Here is a 23,735-nt window from a genome sequence, read left to right on the forward strand (position 1 = left end):
CTCAGCGCCCCTTCCAGTCCGGCGCGCGCTTGGCGAGGAACGCCTCCATCCCCTCGCGGAAATCGGCGGACATGTAGGTCATCAGGATCAGGTCTGCGTCCTCGGCCTCGGGCCCGTGGTAGAAGGCGCGCCTCAGCCCCTCCTTGGTCGCGCGCAGGGTCAGCGGCGCGTGGGTGGCCAAGAGGGCGGCAAGCTCGCGCGCCCGCGCGGCCAAGGCGTCGGCATCCGTCAGCACCTCGCTCACCAGCCCGATGGCCTTCGCCTCCTCGGCCTCGATCAGGCGCGCTGTCAGCAGGATCTCGCGCGTCCGCGCGGGGCCGAGAAGTGCCGCAAGCCGCGCGAGATTGCCGACCGACAGGCAGTTGCCCAGCGTCCGCGCGATGGGGAAGCCGAACTTGAGGCGCTGATCCGAAATGCGCAGGTCGCAGCAAGCGGCAATCGCCGCACCGCCCCCGGTGCAGGCGCCGGTGATCGCGGCGATGGTGGGCAGCGGGCAGGCCTCGATGGCCTTGAGCACGCCGTCCATCTTCTTCTCGTAGCCCAGCGCGTCCTCGTCGGTCGCGAAGCCCCGGAACTGCGTCATGTCGGTCCCGGCGGCGAAGGCCCTGCCGCCCGCCCCCTGCACGATGATCGCCTTGACCGAGCCGTCGGTCGGCGCCTCGGCGCAGATCCGCGCGAGCCCTTCGTACATCGCGAAGGTCAGCGCGTTGCGGCTCTCGGGCCGGTTGAAGGTGACGGTCGCGATGCCGTCCTCGAGAGTGTGGATCAACTCGTCGGTCATCTCGCCTCCGGCATGGGTCTGGCGCCGCCCTCCCCCCTTCTGGGGGAGGGATGGGCAGCGGGCCTCGGCCCGCCCCTCAGCGGTAGAAATACTCCACCAGGAACATCGGGATCGCCGGGATGTAGGTGCACATCATCAGCACCAGCAGCAGCACCAGGATGAACCAGATGTTGACCTTCGACACGTCCCAGATGTTCGCCCGGGCGATCGAGCAGGCGGTGATCAGCACCGAGGCGACGGGCGGCGTCTGCTGCCCAATGGCCAGGTTCAGCGTCACCACCAGCCCGAAATGGATCGGGTCGATCCCCGCTGCCTGAATCAGCGGGATGACGATCGGCACCACCAGGATGATCGCCGCCGCCGAGTGCAGGAAGAACCCGATGATCAGGAAGAAGATGTTGAGGATGAACAGGATCATCCACTTGTTCGAGGTGAGGTCTAGGATGCCCTGCGCCAGTTCCTGCGGCAGCTGCGCCCGCGTCAGGAACCCGCCCATCACGACGGATGCGGCAACCAGCAGCATCACCACCGCCGTCTGCATGCCCCCGTCCAGCATCGCGCGCTTCAGGTGCCGGAAGTCGATCTGGTTGTACCAGAGGCCCACCATCAAGGCCGCCAGCACCGCCAGCCCCGCGGCTTCGGTCGCCGTGACGAAGCCGCCGAAGATGCCGCCGAGGATGATGATGGGCAGCGAGAAGGCCGGCAGCGCGTCGACGAAGGTCTCGCGCAAGCGGGGCATGTTGAAGGCTTCCTCGGTCGGCAGGTTGTAGCGCCGCGCGAAGACGTAGGCCACGAACATCAACCCCGCCGCGCCCAGAAGACCGGGAACGAAGCCCGCCACGAAAAGCTGCTCGACCGACGTTCCCGCCGAGGTGGCATAGAGGATCATCGGGATCGAGGGTGGAATGATGATGGCGAGCGACGCCGAGGACGAGGTGACGGCGGCCGCCAGCGGCCCGGAATAGCCGCGCTTCTTCATCTGCGGAATAAGCACCGAGCCCATCGCCGCGACATCCGCCACCGCCGAGCCCGAGATCTCGGCAAAGAACAGCGACACGCCGATATTGACCATCGCGAGCCCGCCGCGAACGAAGCCGATCAACGCGGTGACGAAGTTGATCAGCCGGTCGGTGACGCCTCCCGCGTTCATGATCGCGCCCGCCAGCACGAACATCGGGATGGCGATCAGCGAGAACTTGGTCGAGCCGTCGTACATGTCGAGCGCGATGGTCACCAGGCTGCCCCAGCCCTCGTAGGCCAGGAGCCCGAAGATGCCACCCACTGCCAGCGCCACCGCGATCGGCACGTTGAGGCAGATCATCGCGACGATGGCGATCACGATCCCCAGCATCAGCATGTCAGTTGGCCCCCGCCTTCTTCATCTCGGTTGCGACCTCTTCCTCGATCTCGGCATGCTCGAGCGAGACCCCACGGATGGTCATGCTCCAGTAGTGCGGCAGGCTCAGAAGCTCCGCGACGATGAACAGCACCGCTCCGATCGGGATCACCGACTGGGTGAACTGCACCGGCACCCATCGCAGCGAGATCAGCCGGTCGCCTTCCAGCACCGCCAGCACCTCCATGCCCGCCCAGGCGAGCGCGGCGAAGAAGCCGATCACGATGATCTCGGCCATCACCACCGCCACCATCCGGGTGCGGCGCGACAGCGACAGCAGCACCGTGTCGAAGCCGATATGCCGCCGCTTCAACGCCGCGAGCGCCGAGCCGTAATAGGTGATCCAGGCCAACATGATCGCCGCCACCTCGTCGTACCAGGAGAAGGACGAGCCGGCGATCCGGTAGAGCACGGCGACGACAACGACCAACGTGAGGGCGATCATCAGGAAGATGACCACCCATTCGAGCAGCCATTCCAGTGTGCGCGAGACGGCAGAGAGCATGTTCGTGGCTTTCGGAAAGGGTCGGGCGGAGAAGCTCGGGACGCCAAGGCGCCTGCAAGTCCGGTCGGGCCGCGCGCGGCCCTGCAGTCATGCCCTCCTCCGCGCGGCGCGGAGGAGGGGCTTCTTCGGGCCGGCGTCAGCGGCGAGCGCCGTGCCGGGCCCGGCGCGTCACGAGCCGGCCGCGAGCGAGCGGATCTTCTCGACCAGCTCCGGGCCGCCATCGACCGTGGCCGCGAACTCGTCGTAGATCGGCTTCGAGGCGGCGACGAAGGCCGCATTGTCGGCCTCGTTCACCGCGACGCCCGCGTCCTTGATGACCTGCAGCAGGTCGGTCTCGAACTGTGCCGCGATCTCGTAGACCTTGTCGCGGGTCGACTGGCCGCAATTCAGGAGCGCTGTCTGCACATCCTCGGGCAGCGCCGAGAAATGCTTGTCCGACACCAGCACATAGCCCGGCGTGTAGACGTGGCCGGTGATCGAGAGATACTTCTGCACCTCCTGGAACTTGGCCGAGGCGATCTGGGCGTAGGGGTTCTCCTGCCCGTCCATCACGCCGGTCTGCAGCGCCGTGAACACCTCCGAGAAGGCAAGCGGCGTGGGGTTCGCACCGTAGAGCTGGAACATCTTCACCCGCCACGCGCCCGAGGGCGTGCGCAGCTTGATGCCCTTGAGATCGTCCGGCACGTTGATCGGCCGGACGTTGTTGGTGATGTGGCGGAAGCCGTTCTCCATCAGGCCGATGATGCGGTAGCCGTTCTTCTGCGCCGCCGCCTGGAAGGTGGGCTCCATCTCGGCCCAGACGCGCTTCATGTGCTCGCGGTCCTTGATGATGTAGGGCATCTCGAAGACACCGAAGGTGTCATCGACCGAGGACATGATCGACGAGGGCAGCGCGAACTGCACCTGGCCGAGCTTGAGCTTCTGCAGAAGCTCCTTGTCGTTGCCGAGCTGCGACGAGCCGAACACCACCACCTCGGCCTTGTCGCCCAGCGCCGCGTTCGAGCACGAGGCGAAGGCCTCGGCGCTCGCCTGGAACAGCGAGCCCGGCTCGCCGACATGGCCGAACTTGAGCTCTTGCGCGGACGCCGCGGTGCCGAGCCCCGCCGCAAGCGCCACGCCGGCCAGAAGCGTCGAAATCTTCATGCTTGTCTCCTCCCTTTCAGGGACGGGCCGCGCCCATCCGGTTCCCTTCGGCCCGGGGTCTTGTGAACGCGCCCCGGTGTCCTTCCCTCGTCCGACTTCAGGCCGCCGCGTTCGCGCCGGCCGCGCCGTTTCCGGTCAGATGGCGCATTGCCGCCATCACGCCCCCCTTCTGGTGGGGGACGCCCGCCAGTTCCAGGCCCATCTCGACGCCCGAAAGCGTGCCCATGAGCATGAGATCGTTGAAATCGCCCAGGTGTCCGATGCGGAACACCTTGTCCGCGACCTTCGACAGCCCGTTGCCCAGCGACATGTCGAAGGCGTCGAGCGTGACGCGCCGGAAGCGGTCGGCCGAATGGCCCTCTGGCATCATCACGGCCGTCAGCACGTTCGAGCGGTGCCGCGGCTCGGCGCAGAGGATCTCGAGCCCCCAGTGCTCGACCGCCGCGCGCGCCGCGCCTGCAAGCCGTGCGTGACGGGCAAAGACATTGTCGAGCCCCTCCGTGAGCAGCATGTCGATGGCCTCGTTCAAGCCATAGAGCATCAGCGAGGCGGGGGTATAGGGGAAATAGCCCTTCTCGTTCGGGCCCCTCATGTCCTCCCAGTCCCAGTAGGAGCGCGGCAGGGTCGCGCGCTTGCGCGCCTCCCACGCCTTCGCGCCGACGGCGTTGAAGCTGAGGCCGGGGGGCAGCATCAGCCCCTTCTGGCTGCCCGTGACCGCGACATCGATGCCCCACTCGTCGAAGCGGAAGTCGATCGAGGCAAGCCCGGAGATCGTGTCAACCATCAGGAGCGCGGGGTGTCCGGCCTCGTCGATCGCCTTCCGGATCTCGGGGATCTGGGTGACCGAGCCCGTCGAGGTCTCGTTGTGCACGACGCAGACCGCCCTGATCTCGTGCGCCTTGTCGGCGCGCAGGCGCTCGGCGATGGCCACGGGGTCGGCGCCGTGGCGCCAGTCGCCGACGATCGCCTCGGGCCGCAGGCCCAGCTTGCGCGCCATGTTGGTCCAGAGGAACGCGAAATGCCCGGTCTCGTACATCAGCACCCGGTCGCCGGGCGAGCAGGTGTTTGCCAGCGCCGCCTCCCACGCCCCGGTGCCCGAGGCGGGATAGATCACCACGTCCTGCTTCGTCTTGAAGATCTTCTTCATGCCATCGAGCGCCTTGGCGCCGATGTCACCGAAGCCCGGCCCGCGATGGTCCGGCACCGGCTGGTCCATGGCGCGCAGGATCCGGTCGGGCGTGTTCGAGGGTCCCGGGATCTGGAGGAAATGTCTGCCGGCCATGGCCTGTCCCCTTGGTAAGGTCGATCTGCACCCTTGCCCGTCTGCCGCGGGCTCGGTAAGGATTTGTATACAGAATACAGATCGGGACAGCCTGTCAATGACTCGTATCACGGTTTCGGAAGATGTTGCGCTGCCCCGCAAGCTGCGCGCGGCGGTGACGGGCGAGGTGATGGGCGACGCCTTCTCGCGCGGACGCTATGCGACAGATGCCTCGATCTACCAGATGATGCCGAAGGCCGTCGTCGTGCCGCGCAGCATGGACGACGTGATCGCGACGATGCAGGTGGCGCGCGAGGCGGGCGTGCCGGTCCTGCCACGCGGCGGCGGCACCTCGCAATGCGGGCAGACGGTGAACGAGGCGGTAGTGCTCGACCTCTCGAAGCACCTCAACCGAATCGTGTCGGTGGACCCCGAACGCCGCGAGGCGGTGGTCGAGCCGGGACTGGTGCTCGATCATCTCAACGCCGCGCTGAAATCCCATGGGCTGTGGTATCCGGTCGATGTCTCGACCTCGTCCCGCGCGACGCTGGGGGGGATGACGGCCAACAACTCCTGCGGCTCGCGCTCGCTGCGCTATGGCACCTCGCGCGACAACGTGGCGTCCATCGACGCGATCCTCGCCGACGGCACCCGCGCGACCTTCGGCGAGCTGCAGCCGGGCGCGAACACGGGCGCAACCGGGGGCCGGGTCCCGGACCTGATCCGGGACCTCCTTGCCCTGGGCGAGCGCGAAGCGGCCGAGATCGCCGCGCGCTTCCCCGATGTCTATCGGCGCGTCGGCGGCTACAACCTCGACGCGCTGGTCCCGAACGGGAGGCCGGTGAACCTCGCGCACCTGCTGGTTGGGTCGGAGGGGACTCTGGCATTCTCCGAGCGCATCACGCTCAAGCTCTCGCCCCTGCCGCGGAACAAGGTGCTGGGGGTCTGCCATTTCCCCAGCTTCTACAAGGCGATGGACGCGGCCCAGCATCTCGTCAAGCTCGACCCCACTGCGATCGAGCTGGTCGATGCCACCATGATCGCGCTGGCACGTGACATCCCGATCTTCCGCCCCGTGGTCGAGGAATTCGTCCGCGGCGAGCCAGCGGCGCTGCTGATCGTCGAGTTCGCCGAGGATGACCAGGCCGAGAACCTTCGCCGCCTCGCGGCGCTCCACGACCTGATGGCCGATCTGGGCTTCCGCTGGGACGACCCCGGCAAGCAGCCCGGCGGCGTGGTCGAAGCCATCGACCCCGCCTTCCAGTCGCGCATCATCGAGGTCCGCAAGCAGGGCCTCAACATCATGATGAGCATGAAATCCGAGGGGAAGCCCGTGAGCTTCGTCGAGGACTGCTGCGTGCGCCTGCCCGACCTCGCCGACTACACCGACCGCCTGACTGCGATCTTCCGCAAGCACGGCACCGACGGCACCTGGTATGCCCATGCCTCGGTCGGCACGCTGCATGTGCGCCCGGTGCTGAACCTGAAACAGGACCTCGGCGTGCGCACGATGCGCGCCATCGCCGAGGAAGCCTTCGCGATGGTCCGCGAATACAAGGGCAGCCATTCGGGCGAACATGGCGACGGCATCGTTCGGTCCGAGTTCCACCGCCAGATGTTCGGCGAGCGCATCGTCGCGGCCTTCGAGGAGGTCAAGGACCGCTTCGACCCCGCGGGGCTGATGAATCCCGGCAAGATCGTGCGCCCGCCCCTCATGGACGACCGCAGCCTGATGCGCTTCGACCCCGACTACGCGGTGCCCGAGCTTGCCACCGTGTTCCGCTGGGAGGGCCACCACGGCGCCGGCCGCGGCTTTCAGGGCGCGGTCGAGATGTGCAACAACAACGGCGCCTGCCGAAAGACGCTCGACGGCGCGATGTGTCCAAGTTACCGCGTAACTTTCAACGAGCGCGACCTGACCCGAGGGCGGGCGAACACCCTGCGCCTCGCCATCTCGGGCCAGCTTGGCCCCGACGCCTTCACCGCGCCCGAGATGGCCGAGACCATGAAGCTCTGCGTCTCGTGCAAGGCGTGCCGGCGCGAGTGCCCCACCGGCGTCGACATGGCGAAGATGAAGATCGAGGTGCAAAGCGCCCGCGCCCGCCGCCACGGCGTCCCATTGCGCGAGCGGCTGATCGCCGAGATGCCGCGCTACGCCCGCCTCGCCGCGGCGCTCGCGCCGCTCGCGAACCTGCGCAACCGCGTGCCCGTGCTGCGCCGCCTGATGGAGCGAACAACTGGCCTCGCCGCCGAGCGCGACCTGCCGGAATGGCGGCGCGACTGGTTCCGCACGACAAGCACGGCCTCCGAGATGGCGGCGGCGGATGTCGTCCTCTTCGCCGACTGCTTTAACCGCCACTTCGAGCCCGGGAACCTGCGCGCGGCCGAGACCGTGCTGAAACGCGCGGGGCTCAGGGTCGCCCATGCCACCGCCCCGGACGGCGCTCGCCCGCTCTGCTGCGGCCGCACCTATCTCGCGGCCGGGATGGCGGCCGAGGCCAAGGCCGAAATGGCCCGCACTGCGGCGGCCCTGCGCCCGGCGCTGGCGAACGGCGCGGCCGTGGTGGGGCTCGAGCCCTCGTGCCTCCTGACCTTCCGCGACGAGGCGCCGGCGCTTCTGGACGACTGGAGCGCCGAGGACGGCGCCCGCATCATGCTGTTCGAAGAATTCCTAGCCGCCCGCGCGGCCGAGGGGCGGCTCGACCTGCCCCTCGCGCCGCTCCCGGCCCGGATCGCGCTGCTGCACGGACATTGCCACCAGAAGGCGTTCAACGTCATGGGGCCGGTGCAGAAGGTCCTGGGCCTGATCCCCGGCCTCAAGGTCGAGCTGATCGCGTCATCGTGTTGCGGCATGGCCGGCGCCTTCGGCTATCAGGCGGAAACGCTGGCCGCCAGCCGCGCCATGGCGGAGCTGAGCCTGCTGCCGAAGGTGCGCGCGGCGGCCGATGACGCTATCGTCGTGGCCGATGGCACCTCGTGCCGCCACCAGATCGCCGAAGGCGCGGGCCGGCAGGCGCTGCATGTGGCGCGGGTGCTGGCCGAAAGCTCGGAAAGGGCGCTGACGTGAACGAGACCTTCACCCCGATCCAGCGACTCTTGCCCGACGCGCTCAGCGACCGGCTGCGCGAGATGATCGTCGAGGGCGCGCTCGTGCCGGGCGCCAAGATAAACGAGCGCGAGCTTTGCGAGGCCTTCGGCGTCTCGCGCACGCCACTGCGCGAGGCAGTGCAGGCGCTGGCCAAGGAGGGCCTGATCCAGATCACGCCGCGGCGCGGCGCGCGGGTAGCGCCGATGACGGTGGCCGACCTCGACGAGGTGTTCCCGATCATGGGCGCGCTCGAGGCGCTTGCGGGCGAGCTTGCCTGCGCACGGATCGCGCCAAACCAGGTGGCCGAGATCCGGGTGCTCCACGATGCCATGGTCGCGGCCTACCGGCGCGGCGATCGCCACAGCTATTTCCAGCTGAACGAGGAGATCCACGACCGCATCTTCAAGGCCGCGGGCAACCAGACGCTGATCCAGATGCGCCGCAGCCTCGCGGCCCGGGTGCGGCGCGCGCGCTTCCGCGCGAACCTCTCGCCCCAGCGCTGGGAGAAGGCGGTGGCCGAGCACGAACAGATCGTCGCGGCGCTGGAGGCCGCGGACGGGCCCCGCCTTGGGCGCCTTCTGCGCGATCACCTTGCCGGCAAACTGGAGACGGTTCGCGCGGCGATCCTTGCCGAGGCCGCCGAGGCCGAGGACTGACCCCGCCTCAGGCGCAGTTGCGGCAGCGCGGCGCGTGGGGGACGAGGTCGAGGCGCTCCTCGGCGATCTCCTCGCCGCAGTTGACGCAGATGCCATAGGCGCCGTCCTCGACGCGCTTGAGCGCGGCCTCGATCATGCGGATCTCGGCCATCCCGGCCTGGCCCAGCCCTTCCAGCACCTCGTCGCCCTCGCGCTCGGTGGCGCGCTCCTCGAAATCCGCGGGCGCGGGCGCGTCGAGCTGCGCCTCGACCCCGGTGACGCGGGCCGTAAGTTCGGCAAGGCGCGCCCTCAGGCGTGCTTCGTAGTGGCTGACATCCTTCACGCGGCGCTCCTCTCCCTCGCTCGGGGTGCGCGGGCGGGGCCGCGCGGCACGGTCCACAGCCTAAGCCGAACCTCGCCACCGAAGGAAGCCCCAAGCGGATGCGGCCCGCGCGGCAGGCCCCGCTTCCGCAGCCGCCACGATGGTGTAAGACTGCCCCCCGAGCCGCCCGGCGGGCGGCGGCGAGGGAGCAGGACATGACATTCTCGATCGTTGCGCGCGACCCGGCATCGGGCCATCTCGGCGTGGCCGTGGCCAGCCGCTTCTTCGCCGTGGGGGCGCTGGTGCCCCATATCCGGCCGGGCCGCGCGGCGGTGGCGACGCAGGCCTTCATCAGCCCGCTCTGGGGTATCGAGGCGGCCGACCGGCTGGCGGCGGGCGAGGCGTCGGACGCCGTGATCGCCGATCTGACCGCGCGCGATGCGGGGGCCGCGAACCGCCAGATCCACATGATCGACGGCACGGGCCGGATCGCCGCCTTCACCGGGGGCAAATGCGTGGACTGGGCCGGGCATGGCGCGGGCGAGAACGTCTCGGTCGCGGGCAACATGCTGGCGGGGCCGCAGGTGCTCGAGGCGGTGCTGGCGGCGTGGCAGGACGCGGGCGCCCTGCCCTTCCCGGAACGCTTCATGACGGCGATGGAGGCGGGCGAGGCCGCGGGCGGCGACAAGCGCGGCACGCAGGCTGCGGCGCTGCGGATCCACCGGGGCGAGGTCTATCCCTGGATCGACCTGCGGGCCGACGACCATCCCGACCCTCTGGCCGAGCTGCGCCGCCTCTGGGACGTGGCGCATGAGCGCTTCCTGCACTTCGCCGAGAACATGCCGACGGAAGCGAACATCTCGGGCACCACCGACCGGACGGAACTCGATGCCCGCATCCTCGCCGAGGAACGCCGCCGCGCCGCGGCCGGCATCCCGTCGCGCTCCTTCGCCACCCCCTTGATCTGACGGAGGGGGCGGCTGCGCGCCCCGCGCGACTCGCCCCGATGCCCCGGCCGCCGAGACGGGGCCTCGCCAGCACCGCCCGCCCTCCGTCTCGGCCCCGGCCTCCGAGCCGGGGCCTCCCTGTCGCGCTTCACGGCGAGAACACCGTGGCGTTGCGCTGCCGCAGCCCCGAGCCGGGTTTCGCCACACCACCCGCCCCCCTCGCTGCCCCGGGTTCGACCCGGGGCCTCGTCAACATCACGCGCGGCGCGAGGCCTCGGCTCGGAGGCCGGGGAAGCGCGGCGTTGCGCACCGGGCGCGATCGGCCGGCCGCGCGCCGCGCGCAACGCCGGTGTCAGCCCCCCGCCGCGCGCCCCGCCGCATAGGCGTCGAGTCGCCGCCCCAGCGCGCCCACGCCGGCATGGAGCGCGACCGTCATCAGCGCCAGCACGATCAGCGCCGCGAACATGAGGTCCGTCTTGGCGCGCCCGTTCGCCAGCAGCATCAGGTACCCGAGCCCCTGCGAGGCCCCCACCCATTCCCCGATCACTGCGCCGATCGGCGCATAGACCGCCGCCAGCCGCAGCCCCGAGGCGAAGGCCGGCAGCGCCGCGGGAAGGCGCAGAAACAGCAGCGTCCGGGCGCGCCCGGCCCCCATGGTGCGGGCGAGATCGAGCAGGCCCGGGTCCGTGCGCCTCAACCCGTCGAGAAAGGCCGAGGCGACCGGGAAATAGATGATGAGCAGCGTCATCGCGATCTTCGACCAGATCCCGTAGCCCAGCCACAGCGTGAGCAGCGGCGCGAGCGCGAAGACCGGCACCGCCTGCGTGAACACCAGCACCGGCATCACCGCGCGGGCAAGCCGGGGCGCCGCCATCAGCTGCACCGCCGTCAGCGCCCCCAGCGCCGAGCCCAGCACGATGCCCGCCAGCACCTCGGCCGCCGTCACCGTGAAATGCTGCGCCAGCAGCAGGCGCGCGTCCCACAGCGCCACGGCCACCCGCCCCGGTCCCGGCAGGATGAAGGGCGGCACGCCCGTGGCCCAGACCAGCGCTTGCCACAGCGCGATGGCGACCGCCGCGACGCCGAGGATACCCGCGACCCGGCTCACCGCGCGGCCTCCGCCGCCACGCCATCGGGCGCGCGCAGCGCCGCCAGAAGGGCTGCCTGCGTCTCCAGCGTCTCGCGCGCCCCCGGCTCGCGGATCGGCGGGCTCGCGGGCGCGGGGAACGGGCGCAGGCCCGCTTCGGTCATCACATGGATCGCGTGGCCCAGCCGCGCCGCCTCGGCGGGGTCGTGGGTGACCATCAGCACCGTGCGCCCGGCCAGCACGCGGAACGCAAGCTCCTGCATCTCGGCCCGCGTGCGCGCGTCGAGCGCCGAGAAGGGCTCGTCCAGCAGCGCCACGGGCCGGTCCTCCATCAGCGTGCGCGCGAGCGCCACGCGCTGGCGCATCCCCCCCGACAGCGCCGCCGGGCGCTTCTCGCGGTGGCCGGCGAGGCCCACCTCGCCGATAAGGCGCTCGACCCGCGCGGGATCTGCCCGCTCGCCCCTCAGCCGCGCGCCGAGGCCGATATTGCCCGCCACATCCAGCCACGGCGCCAGCAGGTCGGTCTGCCCCATCCAGGCGATCCGCCCCGCCAGCGGCGCGCCATCCGTGGTCGTGATAGCGCCGTCGAGCCGCCCGCCCGCGTCGAGCCCGGCGATGAGGCGCAAGAGCGTCGATTTCCCCACGCCCGATGGGCCCAGCAGGCAGGTCCAGCGCCCGGCCTCCACCGCAAGGTCGATTCCGTCGATGGCATAGCCGCCGCCGAAATCGAGCCTGCCCGCGATGCGGATGCCGGGCGCGGGGGTCACGGATGCCCCCGCAACCCCATGTCCCAGAAGCCCACTTCCAGCCGCGTCGCCGTGGCGAAGCGCCGGCACAGCGCGGGCCAGCGGGGCGAGGCCTCGGGCGCCGCGCCCAGCCGCGCGGCGGCGGCGGCGTCGATCAGCCCGCCCACCTCGGCGCAGACTGACTGATACTCCTCCCCACCATAGGTGCCGATCCAGTCGGCATAGGCGTCCGACGTGGCCTCGCGCGCCAGCCGCGCGCCGATCTCGCCATAGCCCAGCACGCAGGGCGCAAGCGCCGCCATCAGGTCGAGGAAATCGCCCGAAAGCCCCGCGTCGATCACGAAGCGGGTGTAGGCGAGGTTCTCGGGCGCCTCCTCGGCCGCGAACAGCGCATCCTCGGTGATCCCGGCCTTGGCGCAGGTCTCGACATGCAGCCGCATCTCGTGATTGACCAGCGCATCCACGGTGGCCGCGGCGGTGCGCATCTCGGCAAGGCTGCCCGCCTTCACCACCGCCAGCGCCCAGGCGCGCGAGAAATGCACCAGGAACACGTAGTCCTGCACCAGGTAATGCATGAAGGCCGCGCGCGGCAGGGCGCCGGTGCGCAACCCCTCGACAAAGGCGTGGCGGGTGTACGCCGCCCAGTCGGGCGTGGCCTCGCGCCAGCCTGCGAAGACCCCGCTGTCGAAATCGGGGGCCGTCATTTCGCCCCCACGTCGATGGCGATCTCGCCGACCGGCTTGACCTCCGAAATCAGCCCGCCGTCCTTCAGGAACGCCTCGAAGCGCGCATAGCGCCCGGCGTCGAGCGCCGCGGGCCGCAGCGCGAAGCGCGGGATCGTGTCCACCCACGCCCGGCGGTTCAGCTCGTCGTCGAGTTCCGCCGCCGTGCCCCTGAAGATCTCCCACGATTCCTCGGGATTGTTGACGATGAACTGCGTCGCAAGCTCGGTCGCGGCGAGGAAGCGGGCGATCAGGTTGCTGTCCAGCCCCTCGGCGCGGGCGACGTAGATCAGCTCGTCATAGGCGGGGACGCCCTCCTCCTCGATGAAGAAGCAGCGGCCCTTCACGCCCTCGATGTCCATCTGGTTCAGCTCGAAATTGCGGTAGGCGCCGATCACCGCATCCACCTGCCCCGACATGAGCGAGGGCGAGAGAGACCAGTTGACGTTCACCAGCTCGATATCCGCCAGCGTCATGCCGTGGCGCTCGAGGATCGCGCCCAAGAGCGCCTCCTCGACGCCCCCCACGGAAAAGCCGAGCTTGCCGCCCTTCAGATCCGCAATCGACTTGATCGGCCCGTCCGCCAGCACCAGAAGGCAGCTGAGGGGCGTCGCCACCAGCGTGCCCACGCGCACCAGCCCCAGCCCCTCATGCACCTGAAGATGGAGCTGCGGCTGATATGACACCGCCAGGTCCGCCTTGCCCGCTGCCACCAGCTTCGGCGGGTCCGAGGGGTCGGCGGGCGGGATGATCTCGACCTCCAACCCCTGCGCCGCGAAATACCCCTTCTCCTGCGCCACGATGATGGGGCCATGGTCGGGATTGATGAACCAGTCGAGGATCAGCGTCAGCTTGTCGGCCGCCGCCGCGGGCGTGGCGATCAGAAGGGCGGCGAGAAGGGCGATCAGGCGCATCGGTCACTCCGTCATGCGTTGGGGCGAACAGTCGGGCGGGTGGCGGCAACCCATTGCCGGGTGCGCGCCTCGGGGGCGGGGTTGAGCAGGATGTCGGTGACGACCGAGAGCACGTCGGCCCCCGCCGCCAGCACGGGGGCCGCGCGCTCGACCGTCAGCCCGCCGATGGCGACGAGCGGGATCTCCCCCACCCGGCGCTTCCAGCCAGTGACGCGGTCGAGCCCCTGCGGCGCCCATTTCATCTGCTTGAGGATCGTGGGATAGACCGGCCCAAGTGCGACGTAATCGGGCTCGAGGCTCAGCGCGCGGTCGAGTTCGGCATCGTCATGGGTCGAGACCCCCAGCCGGATGCCGGCGCGGCGGATCGCGGGCACGTCCGCCGCATCCAGATCCTCCTGCCCCAGATGCACGAAGTCGCAGCCCGTCTCGATGGCAAGCTGCCAGTAATCATTGACCACCAGCACCGCCCCCGCGGCGCGGCACAGGTCGCGCGCCGCCACGATCTGCGCGCGCAGCGCATCCTCGGGCCGGTCCTTCACGCGCAACTGCACCAGCTTCACCCCCTGCGGCAGCAGGCGGGGCAGCCAGGCGGCATCATCGACGATCGGGTAGAACGGATCGAGCGTCATCCCAGGAACGCCTTTCCCATCACCGGGGTCGAGGGGGCGGCCATGTCGCGCGGCTCCATCGGGTCGGCCTCGCAGGCCAGCCGCCCCGCCTCGACTGCGCGCGCAAACGCCCGCGCCATCGCCACCGGGTCGCCCGCCTTGGCGACCGCGGTGTTCAGCAGCACTGCGTCGAACCCCATCTCCATGGCGCGGGCGGCATGCGAGGGCAGCCCGATCCCGGCATCGATCACCAGCGTCACATCGGGGAAATGCGCCCGCATCGTGCGCAGCCCGTAGGGGTTCACCAGCCCCTGCCCCGAGCCGATGGGCGCGCCCCAAGGCATCAGCACCTCGCAGCCCGCATCGACCAGACGGCGCGCGGCCACGAGGTCCTCGGTCGTGTAGGGGAACACCTTGAAGCCGTCGGCGATCAGGATTCGCGCGGCCTCGACCAGCCCGAACAGGTCGGGTTGCAGCGTGTCCTCCTCGCCGATCACCTCGAGCTTGATCCAGTCGGTGCCGAACACCTCGCGCGCCATCTGCGCGGTGGTCACCGCCTCGCGCACGCTGTGGCACCCCGCGGTGTTGGGCAGGACGCGCACGCCAAGGGCGCGGATCATCTCCCAGAACGCCTGCCCCGCCCGCGCCTCGGCCGCCTCGCGCCTCAGCGACACGGTGACGATGCCCGCGCCCGATGCCCGCACCGCCTCGGCCAGGATGGCAGGCGAGGGGTATAGCGCCGTGCCCAGCATCAGGCGGCTTTCCACCGCGGTGCCGTAGAAGGTTGCCATGCCTCAGCCTCCCTGCAGGGGTGCAAGAACTTCCAGCCGGTCGCCCTCGCGCAGCGCGACGCCCGCGCGCGCGTCGCGGGGCACGAAGTCGCCGTTCACGGCGGTCGCGACATGCGCGCCGCCATAGCCGAGCTCGGCCAGCGCCGCCTCGAGCGTCGCGGCCGCGACCGCGCGCGGCTCACCGTTGAGGATGATCGTCATGCAGCCACTCCGATGGATGATTGGCCCCCAGCGCCACGGCGGCGGCCTCGGCGGCGACGGAGGGCCCCAGCAGGAAGCCATGGCGGTAGAGCCCGTTGACATGCAGCCGCCCGCCCGCGCGCACCACGCGCGGCAGGTTGTCGGGGAAGGCCGGGCGGGCATCGACGCCGATCTCGAGGATCTCGGCCTCGGCGAAGGCCGGGTGCAGCGCATAGGCCGCGCCCAGCAGTTCCAGCATCGAGCGCGCGGTGATGCGGTGCCGGTCGCCGCTCTCGATCATCGTGGCGCCCAGCATGTAGACGCCCTCGCCGCGCGGGACGATGTAGATGGGCCAGCGCGGGTGCAACAGGCGCACCGGGCGAGTGAGCGCCACCTCGGGGCTGCGGATCACCAGCATCTCGCCCTTGACGCCGCGCAGGTCCGCCAGTCGGTCGGCGGCGGCGAGGCCGCGGCAGTCGATCACCTGATCCGCGGGCGGGGCGTCGGCCATGTCGGTGCCCCAGCGGATCTCGGCGCCCGCCTCGGCCAGCCGGGTCAGCAGCGCCGCCGTCGCCTTGCGCGGGTCGAGATGGGCCTCTTCGACGAAGAACAGCCCGCGCGCGAAGCGGCCCGCGAGGTCGGGCTCGAGTTCCGCGATGCGCGCCCCGTCCACCGCCTCGTGCCCCGAGGTGCGCCGCGCGAAGCGGGCAAGCTCGCCCTGATCGCGCCCCGGCGCCACGACCAGCGTGCCCGCGCGGGTGATGCCGCTGGCATGGCGCTCCCACCAGTCGGCGGCGCGGCGGCCATGGGTAAGCACGGGTTCCTCGGCACTCTCGCGCTCGCAGAAGGGCGCGAGCATTCCGCCCGCCCACCACGAACAGGACGCGGCTCCCGGCCCCGGCGCGCGGTCGATCACGGTCACCCGCGCGCCGCGCGCCGCGAGTTCTGTGGCGGTGCACAGCCCCGCGACGCCCGCGCCGATCACCAGCACGTGGGGCCGCCCGGCCCCGCCGCCGTCCGCGATGTCGTCCAGTCGCGCCAAACGCGCCTCCGCCCTGCGCGACCGGCGCGGGGGAGACGGGCAGCGTCCTTGAGCCTGAAGGCGATACCCGTTCCCTACGCCGGTCTTACCCGGATCAGGTTCGATGGGTTCGCGCGGTCCCGCGCGTCTCAGCCGAAGCACCCCAACGGTGCGCCCCGCATATCATCGCGGGGTGGTGGGACGCAAGGGCAAGCGGGGGTGGAGAAGCGTCGGGGTGGCGGGAGGGGATCGGGGCGGGTTCCCCGAGGTCGTTGGGCGAGCGGCTCCGGCGAGGCCCCGGCTTGGAGGCCGGGGCAGCGCGTCTTCGAGAAGTCACAGCGATTGCCGAGCCCGTGAAAGTGCGACACCCGCCGCCCCTCGCTGTCCCGGCCTCCAAGCCGGGGCCTCGCGATGTCAGGCGCCCCCGCCGACAAGAGGGTCCACGTTCACGCCGCCTGTGCCCGGAATGGGCCCCGTGCCCGACCCGGGACCGCCTGCTGCCACAGCACGTCCGCTCAATGCGCCGCGCGCGCCTCGGCCCGCTCGGCGCTGACTTTCTCTGCCTCCTTGCCGTAGAGCTCCTGATAGTGGTCGAAGGCGTGGTCGAAATGCCCAACGCCCTGCGTCACCGACCGCAACTGCCCCGCCAGGTCCCCCAGCGCCGAGCCCGGCAGGAGCGCCCGGAATACGTCCCAGCCCTTGGCCTCGGGGTCGCGGTCGAAGCCCAGCACCTGCCCCTTCAGCGCCGAGACCACCGGCACCAGTGCGCCCGAGAACACCGAAGGGACGTGGAAGCGCACCTCGTGATAGGGCTGCAGCAGCACCGACACGCCTTGCGCCAGCCCCTCGGCCACGCCCGCGCGCCCGGCGATACGGAAGGCCATGTCCGAGCTGTCGACCGAATGGTGCTGCCCGTCGGTCAGCGTCACCCGCACATCGACGACCGGAAACCCCAGCGGCCCGCGCGCCGTCGCATCCTCGGCCCCCGCCCCGACCGCGGGGATGTAGTTGCGCGGCACCGCGCCCCCTTTCACCACCTCGTCGAACACGAAGCCCGCGCCGCGGCCGTTCGGCTCGACGGTCAGCTTGACGTCGGCGAACTGCCCGGCGCCGCCGGTCTGCTTGCGGTGGCGGTGATGCACCTCGGCCCGGCGGGTGATGGTCTCGCGGTAGACCGGGGGGACCGGCTGCTCGACCGTCTCGACACCGAACACGCCCGCCAGCGTCTCGCGCAGGCAGCGCAGGTGGATGGGCCCCTGCGTCTCGACCCGCTGGCCGCCGGTCTCGGGGTCCTGGCTCACATGCACCGAGCGATCGTCCGCAGCGATTCGCGCCAGCGCGGTCGACAGTTTCACGTCGTCGCGCTCGTTCACCGGCGCGAGGATGCAGGCGATCTGACCCGCCGCGGGCGCCGACCAGTCGGGCGGCGGCAGCGCGGCGTCGCGGGTCAGCAGGCCCGCCCCCGGCAGATGGTCGGACTTGACCGCAGCGGCGAGTCCGCCAGCGGGCACCTCGGACACCGCGCCCGCGCGGTCGCTGCCGGCATCGACCAGCGAGCCGAGGCTCGCGCCCCCCAGCATCACCGAGGGCCTGACCCCCTCGGCCAGCGCCCGCAGCCAGATCGTGCGCCCGACATGACGGCGGTGGCGGGCGTGGAAGGTTGCCGCCATCAGGGGGGCCTTCGTCCCCGCGCCCTCTGCCAGCCGCGCCGCCAGCGCCTCGACCTGCGGCGCCTCGTGGCGCAGCGCCTTGGCGAGCCGCACGATCCCGTTGCCATGCCCGGCCGAGCCGATGAGGCAGGGGATCACCCGGTTCTCGGCCAGCACCCGCGCGGCGATGCCGAAGACCGGTCCGCCCTCGGGTTCGCGGTCCTCGATAATCTGCTCCAGCAGCCAGTCGTCGAAATCGGCCAGGTGCTCCAGCAGTTCGACGCGCGCCTCGTGCTCGCGCTCCTCGATCTCGGGCGGCAGCGCGATCAGCGCCGATGGCTCGCCCTCGCGGTATTTCCAGGCGCGCTCGGAGATCAGGTCGACCGCGCCCACCACCTTGTCGCCCTCGCGGATCGGCACCTGCCGCAGGCAGATCACGTGGTTCGCGTAGTCCTGCAACCCCGCCACGATGTCGCGCACCCGGGCGGTCGCCTCATCCATGCGGTTGATGAACAGGATCGCGGGCACGCCCGCCGCCTCGACCGCGCGCAGGTAGGGCGCCGCCAGCACCGCCTGCGCAGGGTCGGGCGAGACGCAGAGGATCACGGCATCGGCCACCGTCAACGCGTTCACGCTCTCCTGCAGGAACTCGATCGAGCCGGGGCAGTCGATCGCCCACCAGGGCTCACCCGACCAGTTGAAGCCGACGACACGAGGGTCGGCCGGGGTGGGCGCGGCGCCGGGCGGGCTCTGGCCCTCGAGCCGGCAAAAGCGATCGACCAAGGCCGACTTGCCGGTGCCGGGCGCACCGATGACCGCCACGCATCGCGCCATGACATCTCTCCCCTGTTTTCTGTTCTGTCTGCCGTCCCGTATCCCGTTCGCATCCCCTTCCGCGCGCCGCGCAAGCGCCCGGTCGGGCATCCAGTAAAGCGCGCGGCGCGGCGGTTGAACACCCCCCATGGCGGCGCGCGCGGCTTGATCCGGGGGGCGTGCCGGGGCTATGGACTGGTGGAACAGCGGGCGCGTCCGACCTGACGGCCCGCGGCCTGCCGCGCGCATCCGATCGGCGCCCGACAGGGAAGCACCGAGCCACCCGGCCCGCCACCGCCTGACCCGACGAGGAGACCCATCATGCTGGACCGCACCGATCTCAAGCAGTCGCTCGGCGACCCGTCGCTCCTGACCGACAAGGCCTTCGTCGCAGGCGAATGGGTGGGCGCGGGCTCGGGGCCGACCCTCCCCGTGACCAACCCCTCGACCGGCGCGAAGATCGTCGACCTGCCCGACCTCGGCGTTGCCGAGACGCGGCGCGCCATCGACGCGGCCGAAGCCGCGCAGAAGGACTGGGCCGCCCGCACCGGCAAGGAGCGCGCCGCCGTCCTGCGCAAGTGGTACGACCTGATGATCGCGAATGCCGACGACCTCGCCGCGATCCTGACCGCCGAGATGGGCAAGCCCTTCGCCGAGGCCAAGGGCGAGATCATGTATGGCGCAAGCTTCATCGAGTGGTTCGCCGAGGAGGCCAAGCGCGTCTATGGCGACATCATCCCCGGCCATCAGCGCGACAAGCGCCTCGTCGTGCTCAAGCAGCCGGTGGGCGTCGTCGCCTCGATCACGCCGTGGAACTTCCCCAACGCCATGATCGCCCGCAAGGTTGGCCCCGCGCTCGCCGTGGGCTGCACCTTCATCTCGAAGCCCGCCAAGCAGACGCCGCTCTCGGCGCTCGCCATGGCCGTGCTGGCGGAACGCGCGGGCGTGCCGAAGGGCGTTCTCTCGGTCGTCACCTCGGCCTCGTCCTCGAAGATCGGCGAGGAGTTCTGCGCGAATCCCAAGGTGCGCAAGCTCACCTTCACCGGCTCGACCGAGGTGGGCCGCATCCTGATGCGCCAGGCCGCCGACCAGATCATGAAGACCTCGATGGAGCTGGGCGGCAACGCGCCCTTCATCGTGTTCGACGACGCCGATCTCGACGCCGCGGTCGAGGGCGCAATGATGTCCAAGTACCGCAACAACGGCCAGACCTGCGTCTGCGCCAACCGCATCTACGTGCAGGCCGGCGTCTATGACGCCTTCGCCGAGAAGCTGGTCGCGGCAGTCCGCAAGATGAAGGTCGGCGACGGATTCGAGGAGGGCGTGACCACCGGCCCGCTGATCGACATGGCGGCCGTGGCAAAGGTCGAGGAGCACATTGCCGACGCAGTCTCGAAGGGCGCGAAGATCGCCACGGGCGGCAAGCGCCATGAACTCGGCGGCTCGTTCTTCCAGCCCACGGTGCTCACCGGCGTCACACCCGACATGGCGGTGACGCGGGAGGAAACCTTCGGCCCCGTGGCGCCCCTTTTCCGCTTCGAGAACGAGGCGGACGTGATCGCCCAGGCCAACGACACGATCTTCGGCCTCGCCTCCTACTTCTACGCCCGCGATCTCGGTCGCGTCTGGCGCGTGGCCGAGGCGCTGGAATACGGCATCGTCGGCATCAACACCGGCATCATCTCGACCGAGGTCGCCCCCTTCGGCGGCGTCAAGCAGTCCGGCACGGGGCGCGAGGGCTCGAAATACGGCTGCGACGACTATCTCGAGATCAAGTACATGTGCATGGGCATCTGAGCCCGGCCTGCACTGATCGCATCCCAGTGCCGGGCGCCGCGCCGCCCCGGCCAGAGAACACCGCCGCCCCGGCCTCCGAGCCGGGGCATCGCGGTGCTCGCACGGTCCATGAGCGCCGTGGCCCGGCCCGAACGCAGCGCTTCCCCGGGTCGCGCAGCCACGCAGCCCTGACGGCCGAGCCGGGACCTCGCTGGCCCCGCTTCGCCCGACGCGCCGCCGCAATCGCCAGCGCATCCTTCTCGATGCCCACCAAGCTGTCGCCCCCGGCGCCCCGCGGGGGCGACGTCCGGTTCGACGGGGGCTCGATGCCCTGGCCGAACCGATCCCGGAGCACGGGACCGCCGCACCGTCCCGGCGTCACAGCCGTGGCGCCACCGCATAGCCCGCGCGCAGGACCGCCACGCTCGGCGCCGGGGTCAGAACCTCGGCCAAACCCCGCGGCAGGGCGCGGGCGGGCCCATAGCCACCCGCCGCGCGCCAAGGCAGCAAGGCGCCGCGCCAGGTCAGCGCGGGGCCATCCTCGGCGCGCAGGAACACCCCATCCGGCAGAAAGGCGGCCTCGACCCGGTGCGTTACCTGCCGCCGGTCGCGCGTCACCCGGGCCCGATGCAGCACCCGGTCGCGCTCCGCCGGCCCCATGCCCGGCAGCCCCGCCGCCTCCCAGGCCGCCATGAAGCGGCGGTAGTCGGCATGGCGGCACTCGCCGCAGGGACGGTGCCCGGCCGCGAGCGCCACCGCCTCGTCCCAGAAGAACAGCGCGGTCCAGCGCCCCGGCGGCATGATCGGCCGGTGGCGGCCGCGGAAATCGGTGAGACAGCAGACCCAGTTCGGGTGCCGCCACCGCGCCACGCCCAATCGCTCTTCGTCATCGTGCAGGCAGCCGCGATTGCCGGTGAACCCACCGCGCCAGGGGGCCGCTAAGATCTCGCCGGTCGGGATGACGCGATTTTGGTGTGGCATGCCCTGCCTCACGCGAAGGCCGGTATCAGCGGCAAGGACTGCGATCAGCCCGGCGAATGGGCGTGGCTTCGGTGCAGGCCGGCCTCGACCAGTCGGCGGACGAAGGGCGCCATGCCCTCGGGCCCCGAGGCGCGGTCCTTGACGAAAATGCACAGGTCCGGCCGCCGCCGCGCGATCACGCCGATCAGCTCGCCCCGGATCGCGTCGTCGAGCCCCGCGCCCATGATGACGCTCTCGATGCGCGGCTCGGCCTCGAGCTGGCGGATCACTTCCTCGCGGTTATGGGCACCAAGCCATTGCACCGGCAGATGCTCGAGCTCCCGCGCGACATTGGCGACGATGTTGGGCAGGCGCCCCACAAGAAGCACGATGGATTTCATTTCGCCCTCCCTTGCGGTCGATGCGAAGGCAACAGTAGCACATTGCCCGGGTCCCGGCCTCACATCGCGCCGCCGTTGCCGGTGCGGCTCGGGGCGAGGGACCCGCCGGGCGTCAGCCCAGGCCTGCCTCGGCCGCGATGGCCGCGCGCGACTTCCTCGCCCGCTCGGTCGCCGACTTGAGCTGCCCGCAGGCCGCGAGGATGTCCTCGCCCCGCGGCGTGCGCACCGGGCTCGCATAGCCCGCGCGGTTGACGATCTCGGCAAACGCCTCGATCCGCGCCCAGTCCGAGCGTTCGTAAGAAGCGCCCGGCCAGGGGTTGAAGGGGATCAGGTTGATCTTCGCGGGGATGCCCGCGATCAGCTTGACCAGACGCTTCGCGTCCGCGTCTGAATCGTTCACGCCCTTGAGCATCACATACTCGAAGGTGATCCGCTCGGCGTTCGACAGGCGCGGATAGGCTCGGCAGGCCGCGAGCAGCTCCTTGATCGGCCACTTCTTGTTGATCGGCACCAGCACGTCGCGCACCTCGTCGGTGGTGGCGTGCAGGCTGATGGCGAGCAGCGTCCCCGCCTCGCCCCCCCAGCGCGGGATCTCGGGCACCACGCCCGAGGTGGACAGCGTGATCCGCCGGCGCGACAGGCTCAGCCCCTCGCCGTCCATCGCGATCAGCATGGCGTCGCGGACGTTGTCGGCGTTGTAGAGCGGCTCGCCCATCCCCATCAGCACGATGTTGGAAATCAGCCGCCGCTCGGGCGGGCGCTCGCCAGCCTTGGGCCATTCGCCCAGGTCGTCGCGCGCCACCAGGATCTGGCCGACGATCTCGGCCGCCGTGAGGTTGCGCACTAGCTTTTGCGTCCCCGTGTGGCAGAAGGTGCAGGTCAGCGTGCAGCCCACCTGAGACGAGACGCATAGCGTTCCGCGATCCTCCTCGGGGATGTAGACCGCCTCGACCTCGTGGCCGCCGGCGATGCGCAGCAGGTATTTGCGCGTACCGTCGCGGCTCAGCTGGCGGGTCACGATCTCGGGCCGATCGACCGTGAAGGCCGCCGCCAGATCGGCACGGAACCCCTTGGCGAGGTTCGTCATCGCCTCGAAGTCCGACACCCCGCGCTGGTAGATCCACTGCCACAGCTGGCCCGCGCGCATCTTCGCCTGGCCCACGTCGACCCCCGCCTCGACCAGCGCCGCCCGCAGCGCGGGCCGGGTGAGGCCAACCAGGTTGACGCGCCCATCGCCCACCGTGCGCCGCGGCAGGGTGGCGAAGTCCGGCTGGATCGCCGTGGCTTTCGGTCGTTCGGTGGCGGTGCCGGTCATCTCGCGTCAGTCCCGTCAGGCGCGGACATCGGCGTCCCGCGCGCGCAACAGATAGTGGCCCTTCCCCGTCGGAGAAAGGCCGGTCGTCCTGCCGCGGGCCCGCGGGCGCGGGCCCATCCTCAGCCGCAGCGGGCCTGCGCCGCCTCCAGCGCCGCCGTGAAGCCCAGCAGCGAGAAGGTGTCGACCGTGGTGGTCCCGCGCGACGACGTGCCGCGCAGCTCGATCTGCGAGCCCGCCCGGAACACGCCGATCGCCCTCGCATCCTCGTCGGGCGACTTGAACCAGGCGTTCTCGCCGTCGGTGAACATCGTCAGCGTCGACGAGCCCACCTTGGCCTCGACGTTCGAGCCGGGGCGGAAGGGATAGCCCGCGATGTAGGACACCTCGTTCTTCACCCCGTCGGCCGGACGCACGGCCACCATCAGGAAGATGTCGCCGCGCCTCACCTCGACCTGCTGCCCGCCCCGCAGCGCCACCGTCTTGAGGGGCTGCGACACGATCCAGCACACCTTGGCGCCCTCGCCCGCCGCCTCGAAGACCGACCAGTCGCGCTTGGCATCGACACGGGTGTGGGTCTGAGCTTCCGCGGGCGAGACGTACGCCAGCCCGCACACCGCCAGCGCCAGCACTCCCGCCTTCAGGAAATTCATCATGCTCGCCTCGTAGCTGTCTTT

The 23,735-nt window shown here is 70.7% G+C and carries 23 protein-coding genes and 1 riboswitch; of the genes, 4 read left to right on the forward strand and 19 right to left on the reverse strand.

What is annotated here, in order from left to right:
• Position 1 precedes the first annotated feature (1 nt).
• The 5 genes from M1105_RS03115 to M1105_RS03135 form a co-directional block, all read right to left on the reverse strand.
• The gene (locus M1105_RS03115; protein WP_249578881.1) at positions 2–781 is read right to left on the reverse strand and encodes an enoyl-CoA hydratase; all 780 of its coding nucleotides are present in this window, start codon (positions 779–781) and stop codon (positions 2–4) included.
• A 76-nt stretch (positions 782–857) separates the two neighbouring features.
• Entirely contained in the window at positions 858–2,138 is a 1,281-nt protein-coding gene (locus M1105_RS03120; protein ID WP_249578882.1) for a TRAP transporter large permease, read from the reverse strand.
• Position 2,139: 1 nt separating this feature from the next.
• Positions 2,140–2,682 (reverse strand): TRAP transporter small permease, encoded by a 543-nt coding sequence (locus tag M1105_RS03125; RefSeq protein ID WP_249578883.1) that lies wholly within the window; start codon positions 2,680–2,682, stop codon positions 2,140–2,142.
• 168 nt (positions 2,683–2,850) lie between these two features.
• Positions 2,851–3,825, reverse strand: a complete 975-nt coding sequence (locus M1105_RS03130) for a TRAP transporter substrate-binding protein (protein ID WP_249578884.1) — start codon at positions 3,823–3,825, stop codon at positions 2,851–2,853.
• Between the two features lie 97 nt (positions 3,826–3,922).
• Positions 3,923–5,107, reverse strand: coding sequence for a pyridoxal-phosphate-dependent aminotransferase family protein (locus M1105_RS03135; RefSeq protein ID WP_249578885.1), 1,185 nt, complete (start codon positions 5,105–5,107; stop codon positions 3,923–3,925).
• Positions 5,108–5,204: 97 nt separating this feature from the next.
• On the opposite strand from M1105_RS03135, the gene M1105_RS03140 reads away from it, so the two are divergent.
• Positions 5,205–8,153, forward strand: a complete 2,949-nt coding sequence (locus tag M1105_RS03140; RefSeq protein ID WP_249578886.1) for an FAD-binding and (Fe-S)-binding domain-containing protein — start codon at positions 5,205–5,207, stop codon at positions 8,151–8,153.
• Entirely contained in the window at positions 8,150–8,830 is a 681-nt protein-coding gene (locus M1105_RS03145) for a GntR family transcriptional regulator (RefSeq protein WP_249578887.1), read from the forward strand. Before M1105_RS03140 ends, M1105_RS03145 begins: the two co-directional genes overlap by 4 nt.
• 7 nt (positions 8,831–8,837) lie before the next feature.
• Here the strand turns inward: M1105_RS03145 and M1105_RS03150 are convergent, their stop codons facing one another.
• Positions 8,838–9,152 (reverse strand): TraR/DksA family transcriptional regulator, encoded by a 315-nt coding sequence (locus tag M1105_RS03150; RefSeq protein WP_249578888.1) that lies wholly within the window; start codon positions 9,150–9,152, stop codon positions 8,838–8,840.
• 194 nt (positions 9,153–9,346) lie between these two features.
• Here M1105_RS03150 and M1105_RS03155 point away from each other — a divergent pair, with 194 nt between their 5' ends.
• Complete coding sequence (locus M1105_RS03155; RefSeq protein ID WP_249578889.1) at positions 9,347–10,099, forward strand: DUF1028 domain-containing protein; 753 nt, start codon at positions 9,347–9,349, stop codon at positions 10,097–10,099.
• A gap of 331 nt (positions 10,100–10,430) precedes the next feature.
• On the opposite strand, the gene M1105_RS03160 is transcribed toward M1105_RS03155, so the two are convergent.
• From M1105_RS03160 to M1105_RS03200, 9 genes are all read right to left on the reverse strand, one after another.
• Positions 10,431–11,186: an ABC transporter permease gene (locus tag M1105_RS03160; protein ID WP_249578890.1), complete on the reverse strand. Its 756-nt coding sequence runs from the start codon at positions 11,184–11,186 to the stop codon at positions 10,431–10,433.
• Complete coding sequence (locus tag M1105_RS03165; protein WP_406600578.1) at positions 11,183–11,932, reverse strand: ABC transporter ATP-binding protein; 750 nt, start codon at positions 11,930–11,932, stop codon at positions 11,183–11,185. The genes M1105_RS03160 and M1105_RS03165 overlap by 4 nt, the downstream gene beginning before the upstream one ends.
• Positions 11,929–12,615: a TenA family protein gene (locus M1105_RS03170; RefSeq protein ID WP_249578891.1), complete on the reverse strand. Its 687-nt coding sequence runs from the start codon at positions 12,613–12,615 to the stop codon at positions 11,929–11,931. Before M1105_RS03170 ends, M1105_RS03165 begins: the two co-directional genes overlap by 4 nt.
• Entirely contained in the window at positions 12,612–13,547 is a 936-nt protein-coding gene (locus M1105_RS03175) for an ABC transporter substrate-binding protein (RefSeq protein ID WP_249578892.1), read from the reverse strand. Before M1105_RS03175 ends, M1105_RS03170 begins: the two co-directional genes overlap by 4 nt.
• An 11-nt stretch (positions 13,548–13,558) precedes the next feature.
• Positions 13,559–14,176, reverse strand: a complete 618-nt coding sequence (locus tag M1105_RS03180; protein ID WP_249578893.1) for a thiamine phosphate synthase — start codon at positions 14,174–14,176, stop codon at positions 13,559–13,561.
• The gene (locus tag M1105_RS03185; RefSeq protein ID WP_249578894.1) at positions 14,173–14,946 is read right to left on the reverse strand and encodes a thiazole synthase; all 774 of its coding nucleotides are present in this window, start codon (positions 14,944–14,946) and stop codon (positions 14,173–14,175) included. Before M1105_RS03185 ends, M1105_RS03180 begins: the two co-directional genes overlap by 4 nt.
• 3 nt (positions 14,947–14,949) lie before the next feature.
• On the reverse strand, positions 14,950–15,147 hold the full coding sequence (thiS, locus tag M1105_RS03190; protein WP_249578895.1) for a sulfur carrier protein ThiS: 198 nt from the start codon (positions 15,145–15,147) through the stop codon (positions 14,950–14,952).
• The gene (gene thiO, locus M1105_RS03195; RefSeq protein ID WP_249578896.1) at positions 15,125–16,168 is read right to left on the reverse strand and encodes a glycine oxidase ThiO; all 1,044 of its coding nucleotides are present in this window, start codon (positions 16,166–16,168) and stop codon (positions 15,125–15,127) included. Before thiO ends, thiS begins: the two co-directional genes overlap by 23 nt.
• Before the next feature lie 54 nt (positions 16,169–16,222).
• A riboswitch (TPP riboswitch) is annotated at positions 16,223–16,323 on the reverse strand.
• Positions 16,324–16,662: 339 nt separating this feature from the next.
• Entirely contained in the window at positions 16,663–18,630 is a 1,968-nt protein-coding gene (locus M1105_RS03200; protein WP_249578897.1) for an elongation factor G, read from the reverse strand.
• A 300-nt stretch (positions 18,631–18,930) separates the two neighbouring features.
• On the opposite strand from M1105_RS03200, the gene M1105_RS03205 reads away from it, so the two are divergent.
• Entirely contained in the window at positions 18,931–20,406 is a 1,476-nt protein-coding gene (locus M1105_RS03205) for an NAD-dependent succinate-semialdehyde dehydrogenase (RefSeq protein WP_249578898.1), read from the forward strand.
• A 357-nt stretch (positions 20,407–20,763) separates the two neighbouring features.
• Here the strand turns inward: M1105_RS03205 and M1105_RS03210 are convergent, their stop codons facing one another.
• The 4 genes from M1105_RS03210 to M1105_RS03225 all read right to left on the reverse strand — a co-directional run bounded on the left by M1105_RS03210 (position 20,764) and on the right by M1105_RS03225 (position 23,714).
• On the reverse strand, positions 20,764–21,366 hold the full coding sequence (locus M1105_RS03210) for a hypothetical protein (RefSeq protein ID WP_249578899.1): 603 nt from the start codon (positions 21,364–21,366) through the stop codon (positions 20,764–20,766).
• 44 nt (positions 21,367–21,410) lie between these two features.
• The gene (locus tag M1105_RS03215; RefSeq protein ID WP_249578900.1) at positions 21,411–21,746 is read right to left on the reverse strand and encodes a hypothetical protein; all 336 of its coding nucleotides are present in this window, start codon (positions 21,744–21,746) and stop codon (positions 21,411–21,413) included.
• A 112-nt stretch (positions 21,747–21,858) separates the two neighbouring features.
• Entirely contained in the window at positions 21,859–23,061 is a 1,203-nt protein-coding gene (rlmN, locus tag M1105_RS03220; protein WP_249578901.1) for a 23S rRNA (adenine(2503)-C(2))-methyltransferase RlmN, read from the reverse strand.
• A 119-nt stretch (positions 23,062–23,180) separates the two neighbouring features.
• Positions 23,181–23,714, reverse strand: coding sequence for an invasion associated locus B family protein (locus M1105_RS03225; RefSeq protein WP_249578902.1), 534 nt, complete (start codon positions 23,712–23,714; stop codon positions 23,181–23,183).
• Positions 23,715–23,735 lie beyond the last annotated feature (21 nt).

Source organism: Thermohalobaculum sediminis, from assembly GCF_023487995.1.
GTDB lineage: Bacteria > Pseudomonadota > Alphaproteobacteria > Rhodobacterales > Rhodobacteraceae > Thermohalobaculum > Thermohalobaculum sediminis.